The 23302-nt window shown below is 42.4% G+C and carries 17 protein-coding genes; 8 read left to right on the top strand and 9 right to left on the bottom strand.

Translation table 11 applies throughout. From position 1 onward, the window contains the following. Positions 1 to 38 precede the first annotated feature (38 nt). The 3 genes from myaer_RS14590 (at position 39) to myaer_RS14580 (ending at position 4379) form a co-directional block, all read left to right on the top strand. On the top strand, positions 39 to 2051 hold the full coding sequence (locus myaer_RS14590; RefSeq protein ID WP_046662631.1) for a phospholipase effector Tle1 domain-containing protein: 2013 nt from the start codon (positions 39 to 41) through the stop codon (positions 2049 to 2051). A 51-nt stretch (positions 2052 to 2102) separates the two neighbouring features. After that, positions 2103 to 2606, top strand: coding sequence for a hypothetical protein (locus tag myaer_RS14585; protein ID WP_046662630.1), 504 nt, complete (start codon positions 2103 to 2105; stop codon positions 2604 to 2606). 111 nt (positions 2607 to 2717) lie between these two features. Next, the gene (locus tag myaer_RS14580) at positions 2718 to 4379 is read left to right on the top strand and encodes a GUN4 domain-containing protein (protein ID WP_052734186.1); all 1662 of its coding nucleotides are present in this window, start codon (positions 2718 to 2720) and stop codon (positions 4377 to 4379) included. Between the two features lie 245 nt (positions 4380 to 4624). On the opposite strand, the gene gnd is transcribed toward myaer_RS14580, so the two are convergent. Further along, positions 4625 to 6046: a decarboxylating NADP(+)-dependent phosphogluconate dehydrogenase gene (gene gnd, locus myaer_RS14575; protein WP_046662628.1), complete on the bottom strand. Its 1422-nt coding sequence runs from the start codon at positions 6044 to 6046 to the stop codon at positions 4625 to 4627. A 408-nt stretch (positions 6047 to 6454) separates the two neighbouring features. On the opposite strand from gnd, the gene myaer_RS14570 reads away from it, so the two are divergent. Both myaer_RS14570 and myaer_RS14565 read left to right on the top strand, forming a co-directional pair. Continuing rightward, entirely contained in the window at positions 6455 to 7237 is a 783-nt protein-coding gene (locus tag myaer_RS14570) for an MBL fold metallo-hydrolase (protein WP_046662627.1), read from the top strand. A gap of 244 nt (positions 7238 to 7481) precedes the next feature. Next, positions 7482 to 8435, top strand: a complete 954-nt coding sequence (locus myaer_RS14565; protein ID WP_046662626.1) for a DNA-methyltransferase — start codon at positions 7482 to 7484, stop codon at positions 8433 to 8435. A 224-nt stretch (positions 8436 to 8659) separates the two neighbouring features. On the opposite strand, the gene myaer_RS14560 is transcribed toward myaer_RS14565, so the two are convergent. Both myaer_RS14560 and myaer_RS14555 read right to left on the bottom strand, forming a co-directional pair. Further along, a complete protein-coding gene (locus tag myaer_RS14560; RefSeq protein WP_046662625.1) occupies positions 8660 to 9730 on the bottom strand; it encodes a glycosyltransferase family 4 protein in 1071 nt (356 codons plus the stop codon). A 16-nt stretch (positions 9731 to 9746) separates the two neighbouring features. Then, the gene (locus tag myaer_RS14555) at positions 9747 to 10877 is read right to left on the bottom strand and encodes a glycosyltransferase family 4 protein (protein WP_046662624.1); all 1131 of its coding nucleotides are present in this window, start codon (positions 10875 to 10877) and stop codon (positions 9747 to 9749) included. A 459-nt stretch (positions 10878 to 11336) separates the two neighbouring features. Here myaer_RS14555 and myaer_RS14550 point away from each other — a divergent pair, with 459 nt between their 5' ends. Next, positions 11337 to 12275 (top strand): WD40 repeat domain-containing protein, encoded by a 939-nt coding sequence (locus myaer_RS14550; RefSeq protein WP_046662623.1) that lies wholly within the window; start codon positions 11337 to 11339, stop codon positions 12273 to 12275. Between the two features lie 498 nt (positions 12276 to 12773). Here the strand turns inward: myaer_RS14550 and myaer_RS14545 are convergent, their stop codons facing one another. The 4 genes from myaer_RS14545 to myaer_RS14525 form a co-directional block, all read right to left on the bottom strand. After that, positions 12774 to 14114 carry an AAA-like domain-containing protein gene (locus myaer_RS14545; protein WP_046662622.1) on the bottom strand — a complete coding sequence of 447 codons (1341 nt, stop codon included), beginning with the start codon at positions 14112 to 14114 and terminating at the stop codon, positions 12774 to 12776. Positions 14115 to 14556: 442 nt separating this feature from the next. Beyond that, positions 14557 to 15099: a peroxiredoxin gene (locus myaer_RS14535; RefSeq protein WP_046662621.1), complete on the bottom strand. Its 543-nt coding sequence runs from the start codon at positions 15097 to 15099 to the stop codon at positions 14557 to 14559. Between the two features lie 41 nt (positions 15100 to 15140). After that, positions 15141 to 15488 carry a type II toxin-antitoxin system PemK/MazF family toxin gene (locus myaer_RS14530; protein ID WP_071846528.1) on the bottom strand — a complete coding sequence of 116 codons (348 nt, stop codon included), beginning with the start codon at positions 15486 to 15488 and terminating at the stop codon, positions 15141 to 15143. 3 nt (positions 15489 to 15491) lie between these two features. Further along, complete coding sequence (locus myaer_RS14525) at positions 15492 to 15767, bottom strand: hypothetical protein (protein WP_080949768.1); 276 nt, start codon at positions 15765 to 15767, stop codon at positions 15492 to 15494. 59 nt (positions 15768 to 15826) lie between these two features. Between myaer_RS14525 and aroA the strand changes: the two genes are divergently transcribed. Next, entirely contained in the window at positions 15827 to 17167 is a 1341-nt protein-coding gene (aroA, locus tag myaer_RS14520) for a 3-phosphoshikimate 1-carboxyvinyltransferase (protein WP_046662619.1), read from the top strand. Between the two features lie 195 nt (positions 17168 to 17362). Further along, on the top strand, positions 17363 to 19078 hold the full coding sequence (locus myaer_RS14515; RefSeq protein WP_046662618.1) for an ABC transporter ATP-binding protein: 1716 nt from the start codon (positions 17363 to 17365) through the stop codon (positions 19076 to 19078). A gap of 214 nt (positions 19079 to 19292) precedes the next feature. Here the strand turns inward: myaer_RS14515 and purF are convergent, their stop codons facing one another. Both purF and purL read right to left on the bottom strand, forming a co-directional pair. Then, the gene (purF, locus tag myaer_RS14505) at positions 19293 to 20756 is read right to left on the bottom strand and encodes an amidophosphoribosyltransferase (RefSeq protein WP_046662616.1); all 1464 of its coding nucleotides are present in this window, start codon (positions 20754 to 20756) and stop codon (positions 19293 to 19295) included. A gap of 137 nt (positions 20757 to 20893) precedes the next feature. Next, the gene (purL, locus tag myaer_RS14500; RefSeq protein ID WP_046662615.1) at positions 20894 to 23164 is read right to left on the bottom strand and encodes a phosphoribosylformylglycinamidine synthase subunit PurL; all 2271 of its coding nucleotides are present in this window, start codon (positions 23162 to 23164) and stop codon (positions 20894 to 20896) included. Positions 23165 to 23302 lie beyond the last annotated feature (138 nt).

The following is a 23302-nucleotide window of genomic DNA, read 5'->3' as shown; positions in this document are numbered from 1 at the left end:
TAGCATTCCCTCTTTTTCCCCAGTCGATGACAAAACCAATGGCTGAACAACGCTCTGTACTAAAATTTAATGGCATTGATGATCATATTGATTTATCCCACGGATTTCTTGACATCGATCAGAGTATTACCATTACATTTTGGGCAAAAGGGGAAAATAATTTAGCTACAGAAACCACTCTTTTAGAAGCTGTTAATCAGGAAAATAACCGCGTTCTACATATTACCTTGCCCTGGGGCGATTCCGTTAAACCTGCGATTTTTTGGGATGCGGGTAATGAAGAAGGTTTCGATCGAATTGAAAAAAAAGTCAAGCTTAAAGATTATAATAATTGGACTCATTGGGCTTTTGTCAAAAATGCGACCACGGGCCGAATGCTGATCTATCGCAATGGTATCATTTGGCATCGTGGCAACGGTCATAACCGTGCCTTAACGGGGGTTGAAAAAATCATCTTGGGAGCCTCTGTTAATCTCTCCCATTATTGGCAAGGTTGTCTTGCAGAACTTTCTCTTTGGAATCAAGCGCGTAGCCAAGAAGAAATCCAAAAAGCGATGTATCAATCTCCCCGGGTTGATGACCTTGGCTTAGTTACTTATTTATCACTCAATGGCAGTGCCGAGGATCAAACAAGTTATAGCAATCATGGTATTCTTTATGGGACAACCTGGCAACTAGATAGTCTTCCCTCTAAACCGACCTCGATCCCTAAATCAAAAATTCAGACTAGCAGTAAAGCTAGAAAGAATGCCAGAAGGATAACAATGGTCAACGCAATTTTTAATTCCCTGGAAGAAACCGAAGTGGTTGAACAGGCTGTTCAAGCTGAAAATCAAGAACCTTCCCAGGAAGAGAATCCAGAATCAATTATAATCCCTGAAGAAGCTGCTCTTCCCAAAAATGAAATTGAGGAGATTACTGAAACTGCAATTTCTGAACCGGATATCCTCACTTATTCAAACCAGAAAAAACGGTTAATTATTTGCTGTGATGGTTCTTGGGAAGACTCTACCAGTGCTTACCCCACCAATGTGGTTAAATTCGCCGAATCTATTAAGTATATTGCCGAGGATCAAACCCCACAAATCGTCTTTTTGTCAGGTTCTGGCACCCCCGAAGATAACGAATTTATTAAAAGTTTAGGGAATGAAACTTTTGGCTGGGGCCTTGATCGAATGATTCAAGATGCCTATCGTTTTCTTGTCCTTAACTACAATCCCACAACCGAGGATGAAATTTATTTGTTAGGTTTTAGTCGAGGCGCATATATCGTTCGTTGTTTGGCTAGTTTTATCGATAAATGTGGAATCCTAAAACGCTCTAAGATTAAAGAAATTCCCCTAGCTTATCAACTATATCGAGACCACACCGTTAGTTCCGATAGTGCCAAAGCTCAACAATTCCGTGCCGCTAATGCTAAAAAAATTGAGACAGAAAAGGAAGATTTTCAAGATCGTATTCCAGTTAAGATGTTAGGTTGTTGGGATACAGTTGGCAATTTTGGTATTCCTGATTTAACTCCTTGGTTTCCCCTGGCTAAGTTTTATCATAAAAAATATGAATTTAGTAACACAAAATTAAGTCCGATTATCCAGAATGCTTTTCATGCTGTTGCCATTGATGAAAAACGGAAAAACTTCCCTTCCACTCCGATAAAAGCCAATCCAGAAAATCCCGAACAAGTTGTCAAAGAAGTTTTATTTGTGGGTGAACATACCTGTCTAGGTGGTGGCAAAAAAGAATATCAAGGACTTTCCGATTACCCGTTACAATGGATGATTAATCAAGCCAAAAAATTGGGATTAGAGTTTGACTCAACCACCTCTGAATTTGAGGAATTCCCAATTAAACTAGACCCGACCATCAAGTTCGATAATACTGTTAAAGGATTGTCGGCCTTGGGAGGTGAGCAATGGCGATATTTCAATGCCAAAGTTGTCACTGTTCATCACAGTGTGGTAAAACGATTAAAGGCTTTTTCCGATTATCGTCCTAAAAGTCTTGAACCTTTTCTTCAAGCTTTACTTGACGGCGATCAACAGACAGATTAACCTTGCTTTAGAATTAAACTAATCCTTCGCTAGAAATTTGAGGTGATTTTTATGGAACTCGATAACATTATCAAAAAAGTGGCAGGTACTTATTTAGCTTCGGCTATTATTGCTGTCATCGTGCTAATTCTGACCCTCGGACAACCCTTTGTAGTTTTTCTGGGTATTGGAGCGATGGGGTTGGTTACTGTCCTAGGAGATGCGATTGCTCAGTACGGAATTGAAGCGGTTCTGAATGCTTTTTACGCCGAGCGAAGTAAACAAGAATCCCTGGAAACACTTTTGTCTGAAATTGATGCTTTACCTCTGACTGATGACCTGAAATTAAAAACTAAAAAATACTTGACTGACCATCAAGAACAGACAGTAAAGCAGCAAGAAACGGTAACTGAGCCAACTCCTGAAAGTCCTCAAACAGTTGTTATTGAAAATGAACCAGTTATTGAAAATGAACCAGTTATTGAAAATGAACCAGTTATTGAAAATGAACCAGTTATTGAAAATGAACCAGTTATTGAAAATGAACCAGTTATTGTTGAAGTTGAAAATGTTTAATTAGGTATTGCTCCCTCTTGCAAGAGATGGGAGCAGCGAATGATTATTGCTAAGTAATGAGGAATTTTTTGGTCTAAGATAGCTATGCTAAATAGGAACTCTCAACATCTGATGACCTATAAAAAAATTGCCATTTATGAGCAAAGCTATCAACTTCCTGTTTTTAAAAATAGATACTTAAAAAATTTTCAGAAAATCATCAAGGAACGTCGGAAATTAATTCAAGAAGGAGTTCGCTACCATTACTATTTTGGTAAGATTATTAAACGAAAAGAAAAAATTACTCAACAAGAAATCTTGATCGAGACTCAGTTATTAATTAAAGACTATAATTTATTAATTAATGGACTAGAAATCTATCAAGACGGATATTATCGTTTTTTACTCCAACTCAGTGACAATCTCAAAATTTTATTTTCCCAAAAATATCAAGAATTAAAAATCTTAGACTACGAGAGAATAAAGTTAGAAATTAAAAATAATAATAATCAAAATATTCTCGATCAACTCAAGTTGGAAAAACAGGAAAATTTTCGGGCAATTTTGCTACTGGGAAAAACATCTTTTTTGATGTTGAGAAAAACTAAATTACTAGGGGAAGGAGTTCAGAAATTAGCCGAGGATACTCAAAAGCAGAAAAAAATTGTGCAAGCAATTATTCAAGAACTCAAAATTTATGAGGAATTAAATCATTATCAACTCAAATCTCAACGAGTTCGCCAAGAAATTGCTGATCTTGCCCAAAATGCGATTAATTTTGAAAACTACTTACAGGACTATTTTGCTCCTTTTCAATTATTAATAGAAGAAGTCATTAAGGTGGATGAAGAATTTTATGCAACAGTTGGAGAAATTAAGTATTTGGTAGATAATATTTTTATACCTCAGCCTGATCTGTTAGAAACCTCAGATTCAGCAATAAATTCTGAGTTTTTGCTGAATTTTCTGGCGACTGGTTACGAGAAAGAAGCAAGGTTAAAAGATGCTTTTTCTTCTGATCAATTTAATGATTACTTATTCACTGAAAGTGAATGGTCAGCACAATTTATTTCCCTAGAAAAAACCATCAATAAATTATCTGATCATTTAGCAGAACAAGAGGCTTGTCAAAAAGACACTAGGTCAAAAAATCCCCCGGCAATAGTTGTTTCTCAATTCACTCAAAACAATATTGACAAATCTTCTACTTCCAAAAATCCCCAGACTTCCCCAAATATCTTAACTCAAGAATCGGCGGATCTTGATTATAATCAATTACAAGATTTGCTAAGACAGCAACAGTGGCAAGCGGCCGATCGCCAAACGACTAAACTACTATTGAAAATTTTGGGTAGGACCTACTGGAATGAGGTTTATCCTCAAGATATTGCTCAATTACCTTGTTCGGAACTGAAAAAAATTGATCAACTTTGGCTGCATTATAGTAATGGTCATTTCGGGTTTAGTATTCAGCAGGCTATTTTCTCTAGTCTCGGTGGTTTAGTGGATTATGAAACCCAAAAGAAACTAGGCGATCGCCTAGGTTGGCGGAAGGAAGGTCAATGGCTCAATTATGAGCAACTAAACTTTCAATTAGAGCCGAATTCTCCCCTCGGTCATTTACCGGTTCATTGGTTGATTTTTGAGGAAAATCTTTGTTATCCATCTGCCGAGGTGGCTGACCATCAAAACTCCGTGGCTTTCTGGAGAGTTGGCAATTGGTTATTGTGGCAACTTCACCTCGTTTTCAGCAAAATTCAAGCCTGTGGAATTATTCCTCTGTCTGACTTTTAAAGCCATGATCCCATTAAAAACTGATTTGCTATCAGACTAAATCTGGTTATTAAAAACTGATTATTTATTCCCCCTTTTGCCTCTTGCCTTCTGCCTCTTGCCTCTCCTGATATGTAGCATATACTTAACGGATTTAGTATTACTCAACGGATTTAGTATAACTCTTAATCAGAAAAATATCGCCAAAAAATCCCCCCTTTGATCACGAAGAAAAGGAGGGAAAAAGCTCTTAAGTCCCTTGCCGTTTAGGCCATCCATTCCGTATGGAAAAACTCACCTCTGGGTTTATCGGTACGTTCATAGGTATGAGCGCCAAAATAATCTCGTTGTGCTTGGGTGAGATTTTGCGGTAAATTGGCCCGACGATAACTATCAAAATAGTCCAAAGAAGAACTAAAAGCCGGGACGGGAATTCCCAACTTATTAGCCAAGACTAACACCTCACGCCATGCTTCTTGGCGATCGAGGATACTTTGCTTAAATTCCGGTGCTAACAACAAATTCGGCAGGCCCGGATTTTCCGCAAAAGCCTTGCGAATTTTATCCAAGAAACCGGCCCGAATAATACAGCCGCCCTTCCAGATGCGGGCCGATTCCGGCAGACTGATATTATAGTTAAACTCCTGAGAAGCTTTAGCGATTAAAGCCATACCCTGGGCATAGGAACACATTTTCGAGCAGTAAAGAGCATCACGCACCTTATCCACAAATAGTGCCGCATCCCCCGGATAGGTTTCTCCCGGTCCGGGTAACTCTTTTGCGGCGGCCACCCGTTCATCCTTATAAGCGGACATAACGCGAGCATTAACCGCAGCATAAATGGTCGGAATTGGCACCCCCAACTCCAAGGAACTTAACACTGTCCAGCGTCCTGTTCCCTTTTGTCCCGCCGAATCCAAGATTAAATCTACCAGATGATGGCCGGTTTCTGGGTCAACACACTTAAAGATATCGGCGGTAATTTCAATTAAATAAGAATTAAGCTCATCGGTGCGGTTCCACTCGGCGAAAGTTTCCTGTAACTGCTGATTGCTTAGTCCTAGACCATTTTTCAGCACATCGTAGGCTTCCGCAATTAACTGCATATCGCCGTACTCGATGCCATTGTGAACCATTTTCACATAATGGCCTGCACCCCCGGACCCCACATAAGTGACACAGGGACCATCATCGACTTGGGCGGCAATTTTGGTTAAAATCGGCTCTAATTCCCGATAGGCGAACTCTGTACCCCCCGGCATCAGGGAAGGACCGTGCAGAGCGCCTTCTTCGCCACCACTGACCCCCATCCCGACAAAACCCAGTTTAGTGGTCGATTCTAGGTCGCGGGTGCGTCTTTCCGTGTCCTCGTAGAGGGAGTTACCGCCATCGATAATCATATCTCCTTCTTCGAGAAGGGGTTTTAATTGTTCAATCACGGCATCCACCGGCGGGCCAGCTTTTACCATGACCAGAATTTTGCGGGGACGCTCTAAAATTTGGACGAATTCTTCTAAACTATAGGCCGCCTTGACATCTTTGCCGACGGCGCGAGTTTCCATAAATTCTTGAGTTTTGCTGGCGGTGCGATTGTAAACAGCGATGGGAAAACCCCGACTCTCCACATTGAGAGCGAGATTTTCTCCCATGACAGCTAGTCCGATAACACCGAAGGTACGTTTAGTCATAGAAATTCAGTCTCGGCTGATGCGTTCTTCCTCCCCTTTTAGCGCCTACTTTCCCTAAGATAGCTAAACTTTCCCTATTTCTTAAGCCTTGACTAATCAGTGATCAGTGATCAGTAATCAGTAATCAGTGATCAGATTTGGGTTTTCAGTGACCGGCATTGAGTGAGGAGTGTGACAGCGTTTCTCCTCAAGATGAAGTGTAACCTAATTTGGTATCACCCCCTGACGACTGGCTACTGTTGCCCGTTCCCTAAAACCAGAGACTTCCTACCTCACCATTAAGATAACTGCTATAAATGGCATTAACAGTGCTGTGTTTTCACTGATGACTGAAAAACCCCCAAGCGCAGAAAAGTTAATGCTAATGTTAAATTAAATTAAGAAAATCTCCATTATTCCTCGGCTTATATGCAGTTAACTTGGCTTGATAGTAATTCTTGGTTAATCGAAATCGGGGGAAAACGCCTGCTTCTCGACCCTTGGTTGGTAGGTTCCCTGACTTTTGGTAATTTAACTTGGCTATTTGAGGGCAAAAAAACCGCTAATCATGCCATTCCCCAAAATATCGATCTGATTCTTCTCTCCCAAGGTTTGGAAGATCACGCCCATCCTCCTACTTTACAGGTACTTGATCGCCAAATTCCCGTGGTAGCTTCTCCAAATGCCGAGAAAGTAGTTCGAGCGCTTAATTATACCCATCGCATTTCTTTAACCCACGGCTCTAGTTATATCTTTGACAATGCGATCGAAATTACTGCCGTCCCCGGTTCTCCAGTCGGGCCGACTCTGGTGGAAAATGGTTATGTTATCAAGGAATTAGCGACAAATCAGAGTATCTACTACGAACCCCACGGTTATCATTCTCCTAGCCTCGATTCTCTCGGTAAAATCTCCGTGATTATCACTCCTTTGATTGACTTAAAAATACCTTTCCTCGGACCGGTAATCAAAGGACAAGAAAGCGCCTTGGCAGTCTGTCAACGCTTGCGGCCCGAATATATTATTTCTACGGCTGCCGGTGGTGATATCGAGTTTAAAGGTTTATTGATGGCGGTGTTAAGTGCCGAGGGTAGTCCCGAATCTTTTCAAGAATTATTAACATCCCATGCCTTACCGACAAAAGTAATTGATCCTCGTCCTTGGCAACCTTTTACAGTGGAATTAGGCGAGTGCGTTTCTGGTTTGAGCTAATCTGAGTTAAGGGAAGAATAGAAAAAAGTTAAAACTTTCTTCCCGATTTTTATCTAAAAAAGTAGAATTCTTGTTATATCTTTGCTGGCTACAGATGACATTAATTGTTTGAAAAAACTGGCTCTCTTGAATATTGGATGTAAAATGGGTAAAACCCCACACCCCACACCGCACACCCTGCCCCCAGGAAAAACTTTTTGCCGCAAAACCTAATTAAAAGTGGCTCTTCTCTGCTAAATTTTCTATGAATCAATTGCCCTTATTTTCTCAATCAAAATCAGTGCGAGACTTTTATCAACCTGATGCCGAAATAATTCTTTATCAAGGAGATACCAATAATTTTATCAAGACTATACCAGATAATTCTGTGAGCTTGATTATTACTTCTCCTCCCTACAATTTAGGAAAAGACTACGAAAAAAAAATCTCTTTGGATACTTATCTGGAAACCCAAACCAAAATTATGCGAGAATTCCCTAGAATCTTGCAAGATAATGGCAGTATTTGCTGGCAGGTGGGAAATTTCGTTCAAGAGGGAGAAGTTTATCCTTTAGATATTTTTTATTATCAGCTATTTAAACAAATGGGTTTCTTTTTAAGAAATAGAATTGTCTGGCATTTTGGCCATGGATTACATACCTCTAAAAGATTTTCTGGCAGATATGAAACTATTTTATGGTTGACAAAAACCGATAAATATATCTTTAATCTTGATCCGGTGAGAATCCCCGCTAAATACCCTGGTAAGCGCCATTTTAAAGGTAAAAATATCGGTAAACCCTCTGGTAATCCTTTAGGGAAAAATCCCAGCGATGTTTGGGAGTTTTTAGCACAAGAATGGGATGAGTTACTATGGGATATTCCTAACGTTAAATCTAATCATCCAGAGAAAACTATCCATCCTTGTCAATATCCAATCGAATTAGTAGAAAGATGTGTTTTAGCCTTGACAAATGAGGGGGATTGGGTTTTTGATCCTTTTGCCGGGGTTGGAACTTCTCTGATTGCTAGTATTATGCACAATCGTCGAGTGATGGGGAGTGAAAAAGAAGCAGAATATGTGAAAATTGCCAGGGAAAGAATCGCCGCTTATTTGCAAGGAAATCTCAAAATTCGTCCTTTAGGAAAACCTATTCATCAGCCTACTGGCCAAGAAAAAGTCGCTCAAATTCCCGAAGAATGGTATAGTAATATATAGGAAGTAACACTCAATCTCCCCCACCCCAGGTAGGTGGATTCATGAATCCACCTACTACGAGTTGATGCTAAATCCGGTTATTAAAAACTGATTATTTATTCCCCCTGTTGCCTTTTGCATGAGTAGAAAACGGGTTTCTCGGAGAAACCCGTTTTCTGTGCGTTACTCAACGGATTTAGTATAACTCATCCTAAAATGATTGATAAGTTTTTTTATCACCATTTTTAGAGAAAACTTTGCAGAATTGTGGCGGTTTCTTGACCAGTTTTTTCCCAACTAAAAAGCTCGGCGCGTTGACGACTGAGGGACTTTAATTTTAGGCGTAATTGTTCATCGGTAGCGATTTGCTGCATTGCCTCTCTCATCTCATCAATACTATAGGGATTAATTAAAATTGCCGCCTCTCCTGTGACTTCCGGGAGAGAGGAAAGATTAGAAGTAATTACAGGAGTTCCACAGGCGATCGCTTCTAGTACAGGTAATCCGAAACCTTCCCAAAGGGAGGGATAAATTAAAGCAGTTGCTTGGTTTAAAAGTTGCGGCAATTCTTCATAGGAAACATAGTTTAAAAATTGCACTCTTTGAGAGATTGATAATGCTTCTACCTGTTGCTGTAGAGCCGGCGTAAAACGGGGGTCAAATTGACCGACAATTAATAATTGATATTCGGGATCGATTTGGGAAAAAGCAGTAATTAAACGAGCGAGATTTTTATGAGGATCATAACGACCAAGATAGAGAAAATAGGGACGAGTCGCCAGATTTAGAGGACGAAAATTATCAGAATCATATCCAGAAAGAATCACGGTTATTTTGTCAAGAGGTATGTTAAAAAACTTATTAATATCGGCGGCCGTTGCTTGGGAAACAGCGATAATATGTGTGGCTTTTTTCAGGACTTGGGGTAAATAGTATTTATTATAAAAAGTTAGGGGAGAAAATTTCGGAAATCGCAGGGGAATTAAATCATGAACTGTGACAATATAGCGGCAATTTCCATAAATAGGTGCTTCGGGAATGGGGGTAAATAGCAGGGAAGACTTCAATTGTTGATAGGTTTGATAGAGTTGGGTTTCTGTCCAAATTAAGCGCTTAATATTGCCTTTAGTTCCCTGTTCCTGGGTGAGGTTTGCCGACACAGGATAGGTGTTAAAATCTGGGTAACTATTAGAAGTGATTAGGGTAGGATTTAAGTTAGCTAATTGGGGAATGAGATTTTTAGTATAGGTAGTCAACCCAGTATATTTAGTACCTAGAAAAGCGAGATTGATTAATAATTGATGATTCCTATTCATAGATATTGGCTAGTTATTATAAAAGAGAACGATAAGCTTTTATAGTAGCTTGTGCAGTTTTTTGCCAAGAGAATTTTGCTGCTTGTTTTTTTCCTTTAGTGATTAATTCTTGACGGAGAGAGGTATCACTAATCACCTGATAGATTGCCGCAGCAATTTCTAGGGGATTATCGGGATTAATTAATATGGCCGAATCCCCAGTGACTTCGGGTAAGGATGCAGTATTAGCAGTTACCACGGGACAACCTAAAGTCATCGCTTCTAAAACTGGTAATCCAAAACCTTCATAAAAGGAAGGATAGATAAAAACATCGGCTTTTTGATAATAATCTGCAACTAAGTCATCGGCAAGATAATCAAGATGTTGGATACTATCTCGAAAGGGAGACTGAGATATTTTCTCAAAAATTGGTTGATACTTCCATCCTTTTTTGCCAATCAGAATCAGATTATGGTCTAATTTATACCTGTCCTTGAGATAGTTAAAAGCGGTGATAAGATTAATAATATTTTTTCGTGGTTCTAGGGTACTAACAAAGAGTAAATAGGGTTTAGTGATAGTTAGAGATGAGGGAGGATTGGGGAGGGAATAATAACGACTTGCAAGGGGAGTAACAAAAATTTTCTCTGGGTTCACATCTAAATATTCAATAATATCTCGTTTGGTACTTGCGGAGTTAGCAATAACTAAATCTGTCCATTGTAGAGATTGTTTAATGCGTTGGGTGTAGGTTTTGACAATCCCCGTGACAAACTCAGGATATTTTATAAAAGTAACATCATGAATAGTCATAACTTGACGACTCTGACGACAAGGATACACCACATGATCCAATCCGTGGAGAATATCGGGAGAATCAAGAAAGTTTTCTAGATAGGGAATTAGAGGATTAGGAAATCGGGTTAAGATATTGCTAAGACTGACGGGAATTGGTAAACATTTAACCTCTGGATAGGATTGCAGTTTTTCTGGTATAGAAAGATTACCCCGCAGCCAGTTTTTTACCGATGGTTGAAAACAGAGGGACAGGGAAAAGTTTTCTTGGTTTTGTAATTTAGCTAATTCGGCAATCAGGTGATAAGCATATAATCCAATTCCACTAGGATTTTGTCTTATCGGTGTACCATCAACTAAAATTTTAAGCATTTGTGGTTAGATGAGATTGACGGGATAGATATTTTTAAAATTACAGATTCAATTGTCAATTTTGCGCGGTTAGGACAAGATTAAAATCGGCAATAAACTCCACCCTAATAGTTAATCTTACCCTATAGCGATCCTAAATGGCAGCCTTTTTTGGCTAGGTTACAGCCAATACTTAATTTATCGGGCAATTTTTTCGATTATTGTCCCCTCACCCACCCTATTACTATGATTGTCAACGGGTACTTATAAGCTAAGACCTATTTTAATCGCCTATCCTTAGATTAGCTGCATCTCCTTGACGAGAAACGCTGTAATTAGTTATAATTACGGAAGAATAGCTTCCCCGTGCTTGTGGTCAGCGGAGATTTCTCAAAGGTTATCTCAGGGATGGCTTAGTCCCCTACAGAACAACCAACATCGGGTAATGCCGAAAAATACTGATTAACTAATGTCTTCACTATGTTTAATCGTTTAGTATCTTTTAAATCTTTAGAAGGCCATGAAGGTGAGGTTAAATGTCTAACTTTTTCCCAAGATGGTCAATTTTTGGCTAGTGGAGATAACGAGTTAACTATTATTGTTTGGGATTGGCAAAAGAATCAAAAATTTAGTTTACAAGGACATGAAAAAGCTGGTTGGTGGGATCAGGGAGTTAACTCTGTTGCTTTTAGTCCCTGTCAAGGATATTTGGTTAGTGGAGGAGATGATAAAACCGTAAGAATTTGGTCACTGGAAACTAAAGAACTAATCTCTACCTTAACGGGACACCAAGATAAAGTTACAGCAGTAGCTGTTCATCCCGATGGGGAAATTATTGCTAGTGGTAGTGAAGATAAAACGGTGAAAATATGGTCAGTAAAAACTGGAGAAATTCTTTCTACTTTACAAGGTCATAGCGATAAAGTTCTAACAGTTAAATTTAGTCAAAATGGTCAACTTTTAGCCAGTGGTGGCGGCGAAAATGACAAAACGGTAATTATCTGGAATCTGGGAGAAAAAAGCAGTATTACCTTAAAAGGTCATTCCGATTGGTTTGGAGGTATTTTATCTGTAGATTTCGGCAGTAATAACAAATTTTTAGCCAGTGGCAGCAAAGACAAAACCATTAAAATCTGGGATATTCAAAGAGGTACAGAGGTAAAAACTCTCAGCGAACATAGTGATCATATCAATTCAGTTAGTGTTAGTCCTAATAATCAACTATTAGCCAGTGGTGGTGATGATAAAAGCTTAAAATTATGGGATTTAAAAGCAGGAAAAGCGATTATTTCTATTCCCCATCCTCAGAAAATCTATGCGGTTTGTTTTAGTCCCGATGGTAATTATATCGCCACGGCCTGCCAAGACAAAATCGTGAGAGTTTATGGCACTTCCGAACTACAATCTTTAGCAAGTTGAGCAATCTTTGAGCGGGTGCATCTCATTTTTGTAAATCTACTAAGTTGGGATTTTTAAAGGGAAACTATCTGCCAAAATTGATCGTTACTTCCGATTTTATTACTCAATCCAAGCTTTTGGGGGGTAGAACCCCCCAAACTCCTAGGGTTGATTCATAGTAGGGTTGATTCATAGTAGGGTTGATTCATAGTAGGGTTGATTCATAGTAGGGTTGATTCATAGTAGGGTTGATTCATAGTAGGGTTGATTCATAGTAGGGTTGATTCATGAATCAACCCTACCCAAACCCCGGAGCGCATGAGCTTTTCGGTGGGATGCTTACACGCGGCTGCTGATATATTTGTAATAATTTAAGAGTCACTAATAATTGCTGATTGTCGATATTTCTGCAAATGTGATACTAAATCCGGTTATTAAAAACTGATTATTTATTCCCCTTTGCATGAGTGCCTGTCCTGATATGTAGCCTGTACTCAACGGATTTAGTATAATTATCTACTAGAGATCGCTGCCGGTCTGTTCCTCTCGGAAGTAAAGCTGATATAATTGACAGCTAGGCTGGGCTAGGTCGCCTTTTAACTGAATTAAACCCATACTTTCCAGTTTATAGGCAGTAATCGGTTCTAATCGCGCTCCCTTATCGGGAGAATTAACCACTTCCCCCATCGCTGTCAATAATTCCGGCTGTTTTTGCAGATTATCCCAGTGATGACGCAGGTGTGCCGCATAAATTCCCCCTTGGGTAGCAGCATTAGGGAGAATATTTTTTTCCCCGCGCACCTGCGCTTCCAAGGCCAAACGGCTAAGATAGGGATGACCAGCAACTAGAGCAATTAAATCCCTAAGAAAACGCTGATTATCCTCATTTTTGGGCAATCCGTAGCTACTAGCCAAGTTTTCCAGTTGTTCGAGGCTAAAACCGGGTAATTTAATCGCACGACCGACATTAAAGGGAGATTGATTAGCGTCCAATTGAATATAGATTTCCGTGGAATTAGCAATCGCTAACCGCAAATTCTGCCAGATTTCCAAATTATTAGCTTCTTCGTGCCAACAGCGCAAAAGCGGCAGAAAATCCCTAGCGATGTCCGGATACTCGAAAATTCTGTCTAAATTATCTAGGGCCAAAAAGAGCGGCCCGTTAATCTGTTCCAAAAGATAGGACTGAAAATAGGTTTGACAACTGATTAAACTGCCAAATAGTTCCTCATCCCAATATTCATCTAATTGCGGCTTTAAACCCAATTCTCGGCTAACATTTGCCGAAAACCAGCGACAAAATCGGTCTAAACTGGCAAACATCGCCTTTTCTGCCACTTGACAATTAATATAAACTGTGCTATGTCCCCAACTATCTGCCTGAGCGAGCAGATGTTTAAGGAGAGAAGTTTTACCAGTCTTTTCGGGGGATTTAATGCGAATGAGTGACCCCGGACGATTAATTTCTTGATAACAGTCGCTTTCGACGGGAGGGCGGCTAATATAACTATCTATAACTGATTTTTCTGCTAGTATCGGGACGGGTTGATTTCTCCATTCAGGATATTTGATATCTTTGAACCATTCTCGGAGGATTTGGAACTTACCCGGCCCTTTACTACCTAATTCTAGTTCCGGACAGCCATTATCTTTATCTGCCGAGAAATAGCTATAGATTTTAGTCATTTGTTTTTTATAGGTTTCATGGCTGGCGGCCTCGGCCATTTCCCAAATTTCCTCATCTGGTTTGCGCCAATTTTCGTAGGCAAAACGAACCAAAAAAATCTCCTTTAATTTACCCTGAACACCGTATTCTCTAGCTAGATGTTTAAGAAACTCGTCCCATCCCTGTGGTTTCATCCGGTTCTACTTTGTTCTACTTATATTCCCTTTTTTTCCATGTTAACCCCTTTTTCCCTCTTGGCAATGGGACTGACATCCGAGAGAAAAAGCCCTATGGTAAAAATAGGTCAATTACCTGATGGTGTCTAAGGGAGTAAAAGCCATGAAAATCTCATTAACCTTGTTTGTTGTGGTCTCCTTGCTGTTGGGTTCTCTTCCTCACACTTTAGCGGTTAATAGTCAAGATAACCATTTTGACCGTTCCTCTTCGCCGCTAATTTTACAAAACCGTGACTGTAAGGGTGACAAGGACGATAATTGCAATTAGTCCTGATTATCTCGGTTAAGGTTGTTAGTCTATATCCCCCACCGATGAAAAAATCGTGGTCGGGATTTTTTTTATCTCATCGGCTGCAGATAGCTTTTATCAAGATAATTTCTAGATTCAAGACCAATTATCTCAAGAACTCGCCTGTAATTCCTCTAAACGTGCTAAAACTTCGGCACTGTGAATGGCAGGATTTACCCCTAAATAAATCTCTTTTAAAATCCCATCGGGATCGATAAGATAGGTATGACGCAGGGAAACATAACCCATCCAAGAACCATAAGCTTTACTAACATCTCCGGTAGTATCTGCCAGTAAGGGAAATTTTAACCCCTCCGAGTCACAAAATTCCGCATGAGAATCGACATCATCGGCACTTACCCCTAAAACTTGCGTATTTTTAGCCATATATTTTGGCAAATCCTGCTGAAAACGCCGCGCTTCTAGGGTACAGCCGGGGGTAAAATCCTTGGGATAAAAATACAAAACTACCCATTTACCCCGATAGTCCGATAGGGAAATATTTCCTTCTCCCGTGTTAGTCGGTAGGCTAAAATCGGGTGCCGGTTGATTTAAAGGGGGTTGGGAACCACCTAAAGCGTTAGCATCGGGAATAAGGGCAAAAAATGCCAGAATTACTACGCTTAAAAAACTCAACAGTTGACGACGAGACATAAATTTAAGTTGTCGGGTGGGTTAGATGAGGCGACTTGCCTCTATGGTTTTGTTTCATCTAAACTTGCGAGGGAAATTCTAACACGAGCCTTGATTCCCTGCCAGTCACGCTCTGATAAATGTCCAATCACAGCTAAATTTGCAGATGGTGGCAAAGTTACGATAAAACAACGAAATATCGAAGCGACCCGTAACCCGGCCGAGACCCAATCCTGAAGCGCATAATCAGTAATTCCTAGAACTTTTGACTGAGTTGTGATCAGTCCAACTATTACATCAGGTCGAAGAGAGTGGTAAGTCTCTGATGACAAAACCACAGCAGGACGGCGCTTAATTCCTGTCACACCGGGAAAATCAACTGTCACCACATCTCCAGAAGAAAACGTCACCAATTAAATCCCCTCCACATCAGAGCAAGTTTTGGCCGCATAGTTTAGGGAAAAATTGACAAGATCGATCTGATCCTCCTCAGTCCAGGTATCACTTTGATCTAGCGATGGTTGTTGTTGTCCGACAAGTTCATTGAGAATGATTGTGGCCAATCGCAAACGTTCCCCGGATGATAAGTGACAAACCACTTGATTATAAACTTCTTGGGCAGTAGTGGGCATAACAAAAAACTGATGACTGAATGCTTCTAGCTTAATATTCTTTACATAACTTGACAAGGAAAGGACGAGGTAAAGGGGGAAAATAGATCGAGCTTGTCTTCATCTGCCTAACGATCATGTCTATTGTCACCCTTAACCCCCTTCAATCCCATCAAGATTTAGTCATCGATCCAGCCAAAATCACGGGATTACGCGGAAAAATCACTATCCCCGGCGATAAATCCATATCCCATCGCTCCCTGATGTTAGGAGCGATCGCCGAAGGAGAAACCGTTATTCATGGGTTATTATTAGGCGAAGATCCCCGCAGTACCGCTAGTTGTTTTCGTGCCATGGGTGTGGAAATTTCCCAACTCAACAGCGAGAAAGTAATCGTCAAAGGTAGGGGTTTAGGCAATCTTGAGGAACCTTTAGAAATCCTCGACGCGGGCAATTCCGGCACGACGATCCGCTTGATGTTAGGATTATTGGCGGGTCATCAGGACCGTTTTTTTGTCGTTACCGGTGATGCTTCCCTGCGATCGCGTCCCATGTCCAGGGTGGTGAAACCCCTCAAGGAAATGGGGGCGCAAATTTGGGGCAGAAAAGCCAATTCTTTGGCTCCTTTGGCCGTTTCTGGGGAATCTCTGCAACCGATCCACTACTATTCTCCCGTTGCTTCTGCACAGGTGAAATCCTGTCTTCTCCTCGCAGGACTGTTAACGGAGGGGAAAACCACGATCACGGAACCCGCTTTATCTCGCGATCACAGTGAACGGATGCTGCGCGCTTTTGGGGCAAATATTGAGGTGGATGGGGAGACTAATAGCGTCACGGTGACGGGTTATCCCACTTTAACTGGACAAACGGTGATTGTACCCGGGGATATCAGTTCGGCGGCCTTTTGGTTGGTAGCGGGGGCAATCGTGCCTAATTCCGAGTTATTAATCGAAAATGTGGGAATAAACCCGACTAGAACCGGAGTTTTACAGGTTTTACAGGCAATGGGGGCAGATATCACCCTCGAAAATCAACGGGTGGTGACGGGGGAACCAGTGGCGGATCTGCGAGTGAAATCCAGTCAACTACAGGCAACCACGATCGCCGGTGAGATTATACCCCGTCTGATCGATGAAATTCCGATTTTGGCAGTAGCGGCGGTTTTTGCCCAAGGAACGACAATTATCAAGGATGCTGAGGAATTACGGGTGAAAGAAAGCGATCGCCTGACGGTGATGGCCACCCAACTCGATCGCCTAGGGGCAAAAGTAAGGGAATTACCCGATGGTTTAGAGATTACCGGCGGTACGGGCCTATTCGGCACGGAAGTGGACAGTTTTACCGATCATCGCATTGCCATGAGTCTAGCGATCGCTGCCCTCAATTCCCGTCAACCCACCACTATCCATCGCGCTGAAGCGGCCGGCATTTCCTACCCCGATTTTGTTAGCACCTTACAGCAAATTTGTCAAGAGTGAAAATATTAAGTTTTTCTGCGAGTGGGCGAGGAGTAACTGGTACAATTGCAGGATAAATCACAGAGTAGTGGGCCACCTGTGTGATAATCGAGTTCATCGATCGAAATAGCGGAAAATAGAAGCGTCCCTAACTCGCATTTCCCTGAAAAATATCTCCCTATCTACCCCTCTCTCGTCTTCTATTCCCCACCGATAATGGAAATCATCGCCCAATTAGAGAAAGTTTCCTATATTTATCCCGAATCCTCCAATCTAGTGCTTAAAAATATCTCTTTAGCAATTCATCGAGGAGAATTTTTAGGTATTATCGGGCCCACAGGTGCGGGAAAAACTACTCTCTGTTTAACTCTTAACGGTATTGTCCCCCAATTCTACGGAGGGCGTTTTTTTGGTTATGCAACGGTAGCCGGTTTAGATACTTTAACCCATCCCGTTAGCACCTTGGCCCGCTATGTGGGGGCAGTATTTGAAGATCCCGAAACGCAACTTTTAGCCACTTCCATAGAAAATGAAATCGCTTTTACCCTAGAAAATTTACGGCTACCGCGAGAGGAAATTAAAGCGCGTATTCCCAAAGTTTTAGCGGCAGTCCGGTTAGAGGGAATGGAAAAAAAATCGCCAGGGGAATTATCAGGAGGACAAAAACAACGATTAGCGATCGCCGCTGCTCTCGCAGTTCAGCCCGCTTTGTTAATTCTCGATGAACCCACCTCCCAACTGGATCCGGTGGGATCTCAGGAAGTTTTCGCCACCATTAAGGAATTAAATCGCCATCTCGGTGTCACGATTGTGATGGTCTCCCACGCGGCCGAGGAAATGGCCGAATATGCCGATCGCCTGGTACTATTACGGGAGGGTGCGATCGAAGCCATGGGAACCCCAGCAGAGATCTACTCCCAAGTACAACGTTTACAGGAAAATGCCCTGCGTCCCCCGCAAGTGGCCACTACTTTTGCCTTGATCAATCAAAAAATCGGGGCGGTCGAGTCCATTCCTGTCACCCTAGACCGCAGTTTTGCCCGTTTAAACGAGCTTAAATCCTTTTATCATCATCTTACCCCACACCCTCCCTTATCATCGGTTTCTGACCCCTTAAACCCCCTACTGAGGGTAAAAAATCTCTGCCATACCTATCCTGATGGTACTACCGCTTTGCGGGATGTGTCCCTCGATATTGCTGAAGGGGAATATCTGCTGATTATCGGTCAAAATGGCGCGGGAAAAAGCACTTTAGTCAAGCATTTTCTCAATCTTCTCTCGGCGACCACCGGTCAAGTTATGATTGATGGACGTTCTATCAATAGCTTTTCTGTTAGTGATTTAGCCCGATCGATCGGTTATGTAGCCCAAAATCCCGATAATCAGATTTTTAACACCACTGTCGAGAAAGAAGTATCATTTGCCCTGACTAATCTCGGTTATTCTCCAGAAATCGTCACCCAACGCACGGAAGCAAGTCTAGAAGCCATGGGATTGCTAGAATATCGCTCCTATCATCCTCTCTCCTTACCGAAAGGCGATCGAGCGCGGGTAGTGATTGCGGCAATTTTAGCCATGGAACCGCGTATAGTTGTTTTCGATGAACCCACCACCGGCCAAGATTACCAAGGGGCTAAGGCAATTTTAGAGGTGAGTCGTCAATTACACCAGATGGGCAAAACCGTGATTGTGATCACCCATCATCTCTATTTAATGCCAGAATACGCCGAAAGAGTAATTATTATGGGTCAAGGAACTATCCTTTTAGATGCCCCAATCCGGCAAGCTTATCATCAAACCGATCTCTTAGCCAAAACCTATCTAACTCCACCCCAAGCAGTTTTATTAGCACAAAAATTAGGACAACTTTCTGGTTATCCTAATTCTCTTTTAACCCCCCAAGAAATTGCCGATTGTTTTCAGAGGATTTAGCCTTGAGGTTATCTAGGGTTTGCGGCAAAAAGTTTTTCGTGGGGACAGGGTGTGGGGTGTGGGGTTTTACCCATTTTCAGGTGGTCAATTACCTAATTTTCATGGAAAAAGTCCCGGAATTTTCCCTCCAATCACTCCAATGGTCGGCACTTTTCGAGGGAAAAAAAGCCTAAAAACCTTACCCAGCAAGGTTTTTAGATTTATTCAGCAACCCTTATTTAACTTTTTCTAAGATCAACTTCGATCGCTTAACATTATCAGGTACAGGAATCGGATAATCGCCATTAAAACAGGCAGTACAGAAGGTTTTCGGATCTTCCTTCGTTGCTGTTAACATTCCATCTTGACTGAGATAAGCTAAACTCTCCACCCCGATTTGTGCCTGAATTTCCGCCACCGATTTAGTTGCCGCAATTAACTGCTCTTGATTGTCCGTATCAATGCCATAAAAACAGGGATGAGTCACCGGAGGCGAAGATATTCTCATGTGAACTTCTCTTGCTCCAGCATCGCGTAAAGCTTTAACTAATTTCCGGCTAGTGGTTCCCCGCACGATCGAATCATCAACAATAATAACTCTTTTCCCCTGTAAAACATCCTTTAAAGGATTCAATTTCATCTTAATTCCCGACTCTCTCATGTGTTGGGTTGGTTGAATAAAAGTTCGTCCCACATAACGATTTTTAATCAATCCTTCCGCGTAGGGAATATCAGAAATGCGCGAAAATCCGATCGCAGCCGGAATACCCGAATCGGGAACTCCCATCACCATATCTGCTTCTACCGGCGACTCTTTGGCTAATTGTTCCCCCAAACGTACCCGATAAGTATATAAAGATTCCTCGTGAACAATGCTATCGGGACGGGCAAAATAAATCATCTCGAAAACGCATAATTTTTTCTCCGGTTTCATGGCCCAATCCACCGAAGATAAGCCATCTTCACTAATCCAAACTAATTCCCCCGGCTGCACATCCCGCAGATAATCGGCCCCAATAATATCTAATCCGCAGGTTTCCGAAGCCAAAACATAACGGGAGGGATTGCCTTCTTCTTGCAAAACCCCAATTACTAACGGTCTGACACCATTGGGATCCCGCGCCCCGATAATTCCCGTCGGTGTGCCGATAACAAGGCTATAAGCCCCGCTACAATAGCTAAAGGCATCGATCGCCGCTTGTATCCAATCCTTGCCACTATCCACCTCCTGACCGATAGCGACGGCGATCATTTCCGAGTCGGTGGTGGTGACGAAATCACAACCGCGCTTTTCTAATACATTTCTTAACTCAAAAGTATTGACTAAATTGCCGTTATGTGCTAAGGAAAGTTTACCCAAACGGGTTTCGATCACAGCAGGTTGGGCATTGGCGCGACGGCTAGAACCGGTGGTAGAGTAACGAGTATGACCGACGGCGTGAGTACCGGGCAAGGTTTTAAGGACAGTTTCGCTAAAAACTTGGGAAACTAAGCCCATTTCTTTGTAACAATGCACCGTTTCCCCGTCGTAGGTGGCAATACCTGCCGATTCCTGTCCTCGGTGTTGCAGGGCATAGAGTCCAAAATAGGTCAGTTTTGCTACTTCTTCCTCGGGGGCATAGAGTCCAAAAACTCCACAGGCTTCTTCAGGCTTATCGATACGGTTCAGGGATAGATATGAGTCGAGATGGCTAGACATGGGAGGGTTGGGGCTGCAGAATACTTTGGTAACAAAATCTTAACCGATCTTAATCTTCTTTTAACGATTTATTGATCAGCTATCAGCCTTTATTTACCGATATAATCGGCCATCTTATCTAGCTGACGGCCTCAAGATTACAGCCTTCTTTCGATCGCTTTTGACCAAACTTGCTGTATAGTTTCTAGACTAACATCGATCGCCGGTTGTTTATCCCGGTCAAAAATCAGAAGATTATCGCTTTTTTCGCTAACTTTGCCGGTTATTTGCCAATAGTCTCCCAATTGTGTCTTTAGATATTCTTCCCAATCTTGCCGATTTTCGGGGGAAACGGAGACAATAATGCAACTAGCTAACTCTCCGAATAACACCGCGTCAAAACGGCCCTGATGCTGCCAAGAAAGGTCAATTTCCGCCCCTAACTGCCCACTAATAGAGCATTCTGCCAGAGCAGTGGCTAAACCTCCCTCGGCGCAATCGTGGGCAGATTTCACCCAACCGGCGCGAATTCCCCGACGACAGGCCGCTTGTACCTTTCTTTCTAATTCAAAATCAATTACTGGCGGTTTTCCCGTCACCAAACCGTGAATAACGGCTAAATATTCCGATGCGCCGATAGTTGGCAAGGAAAAACCCAAAATATAGATTAAATCCCCCGCTTTTTGCCAACCTTGGCCGCAAATTTGCCCGATATCCGGCACTAATCCCACCATCCCAATCACGGGAGTGGGATAAATAGACTGGGGGCTGCCAGCTGCATCAACGGTTTCGTTGTACAAAGAGACATTACCCCCAGTTACTGGTGTATTCATTTCCCGACAAGCTTCGGCAATACCCTGACAAGCAGTGGCTAATTGCCAATAACCGATTGAATTCTCTGGACTTCCGAAATTGAGATTATCCGTGACAGCAATGGGGTCGGCCCCAACACAGCTAAGGTTTCTGGCCGCTTCGGCCACGGCCAACTTAGCTCCGTTATAGGGATCAAGATAAACGTATCGCGGATTACAATCTGTAGTCGCCGCTACACCTCGCCGAGAATTGGCGGGATTAGCACCCAGAGGACGCACGCGAATCACGGCCGCATCGGCCCCCCCGGGAAGAATAACGGTGTTATTCTGGACTTGATGGTCATATTGACGATAAACCCAGCGTTTTGAGGCAATCGAGGGACTATCGAGCAGTTTTAATAAAATCTCGTTATGGGATTCGGGAATAGGAATAGTGGCATCTTCCCATAATTGAGCTTTTTGGGCGTATTCCGGCGGTTCTGCCAGTAATTCCCGATGATAAATCGGAGTATTATCCGCTAGGGCCGTGGCAGGAATTTCGGCGGCAATTTCCCCTTTAAATAATATACGGACGATCGGTTCTGCAATTACCTGGCCAGCGACCACAGCCTGAAGTCCCCAACGATGGAAAATCTCGATTAATTCGCCTTCTCGTCCCGATGCTGCCACAAATAACATTCTTTCTTGGGATTCCGACAGCAGATATTCGTAGGGGACCATCCCAGTTTCCCGGACGGGGATTTTATCGAGATCTAATTCAATTCCCACCCCTCCCTTGGCCGCCATCTCGGAGGTAGAACAGGTGATCCCGGCGGCCCCCATATCCTGGGCCGCCACCACCGCGCCGGTCTTAAATGCCTCTAAACAAGCTTCTATCAGGGATTTTTCCAGAAAAGGGTCGCCCACTTGCACTGCGGGCCGGTCATCCATAGATTTATCGGTTAATTCGGCACTGGCAAAACTCGCTCCTCCCATACCGTCGCGGCCGGTGGTAGAACCAACGTATAAAACCGGGTTTCCCAGGCCTTTTGCCCCAGATTTAACGATTTCCTCGGTTTCCATTAGCCCTAAAGCCATGGCATTAACGAGGGGATTGCCATTGTAGGCATTATCGAAGTATATCTCACCGCCCACCGTGGGAACGCCGACACTATTGCCATAATGACTTATTCCTTCCACGACTCCGGCAAAAATGCGACGATTGCGGGCATCTTGCAAGTTACCAAAACGGAGGGAGTTGAGGATAGCAATGGGCCGGGCCCCCATGGTAAAAATATCCCGCAGGATGCCTCCGACTCCAGTAGCGGCACCTTGGAACGGTTCCACCGCAGAAGGATGATTATGGGACTCGATTTTAAAGGCTAATCGCAATCCATCGCCTAAATCCACTACTCCGGCATTTTCCCCCGGTCCGACAAGAATTTTTTCGCCAGTAGTGGGGAATTGTTTGAGCAGCGGCCGGGAGTTTTTATAACAGCAGTGTTCCGACCACATCACGCCAAACATTCCTAATTCGGCTTTGTTGGGGTGTCTTCCCAGTCTTTTGACTATTTCTTCGTATTCTTCGGGTTTGATGCCTTCTGAGGCAATTTCTGCGGCAGTGAAGGGGGTAGTCATGGGACAATGCGATCGAGGGACAAGACTTATTGTATAACGTCTGATGAGATCGAGTTACAATGCTTAGTAAAAGACAAAAAAGTTAAAAAGGTTTGCGCCAGTCAAGTTAAGCTGAAGACATAGTTTTATGAGCAGTTG

The organism is Microcystis aeruginosa NIES-2549 (assembly GCF_000981785.2).
GTDB classification, from domain to species: domain Bacteria; phylum Cyanobacteriota; class Cyanobacteriia; order Cyanobacteriales; family Microcystaceae; genus Microcystis; species Microcystis aeruginosa_C.
This window is presented reverse-complemented; position numbering and strand designations above follow the sequence as displayed.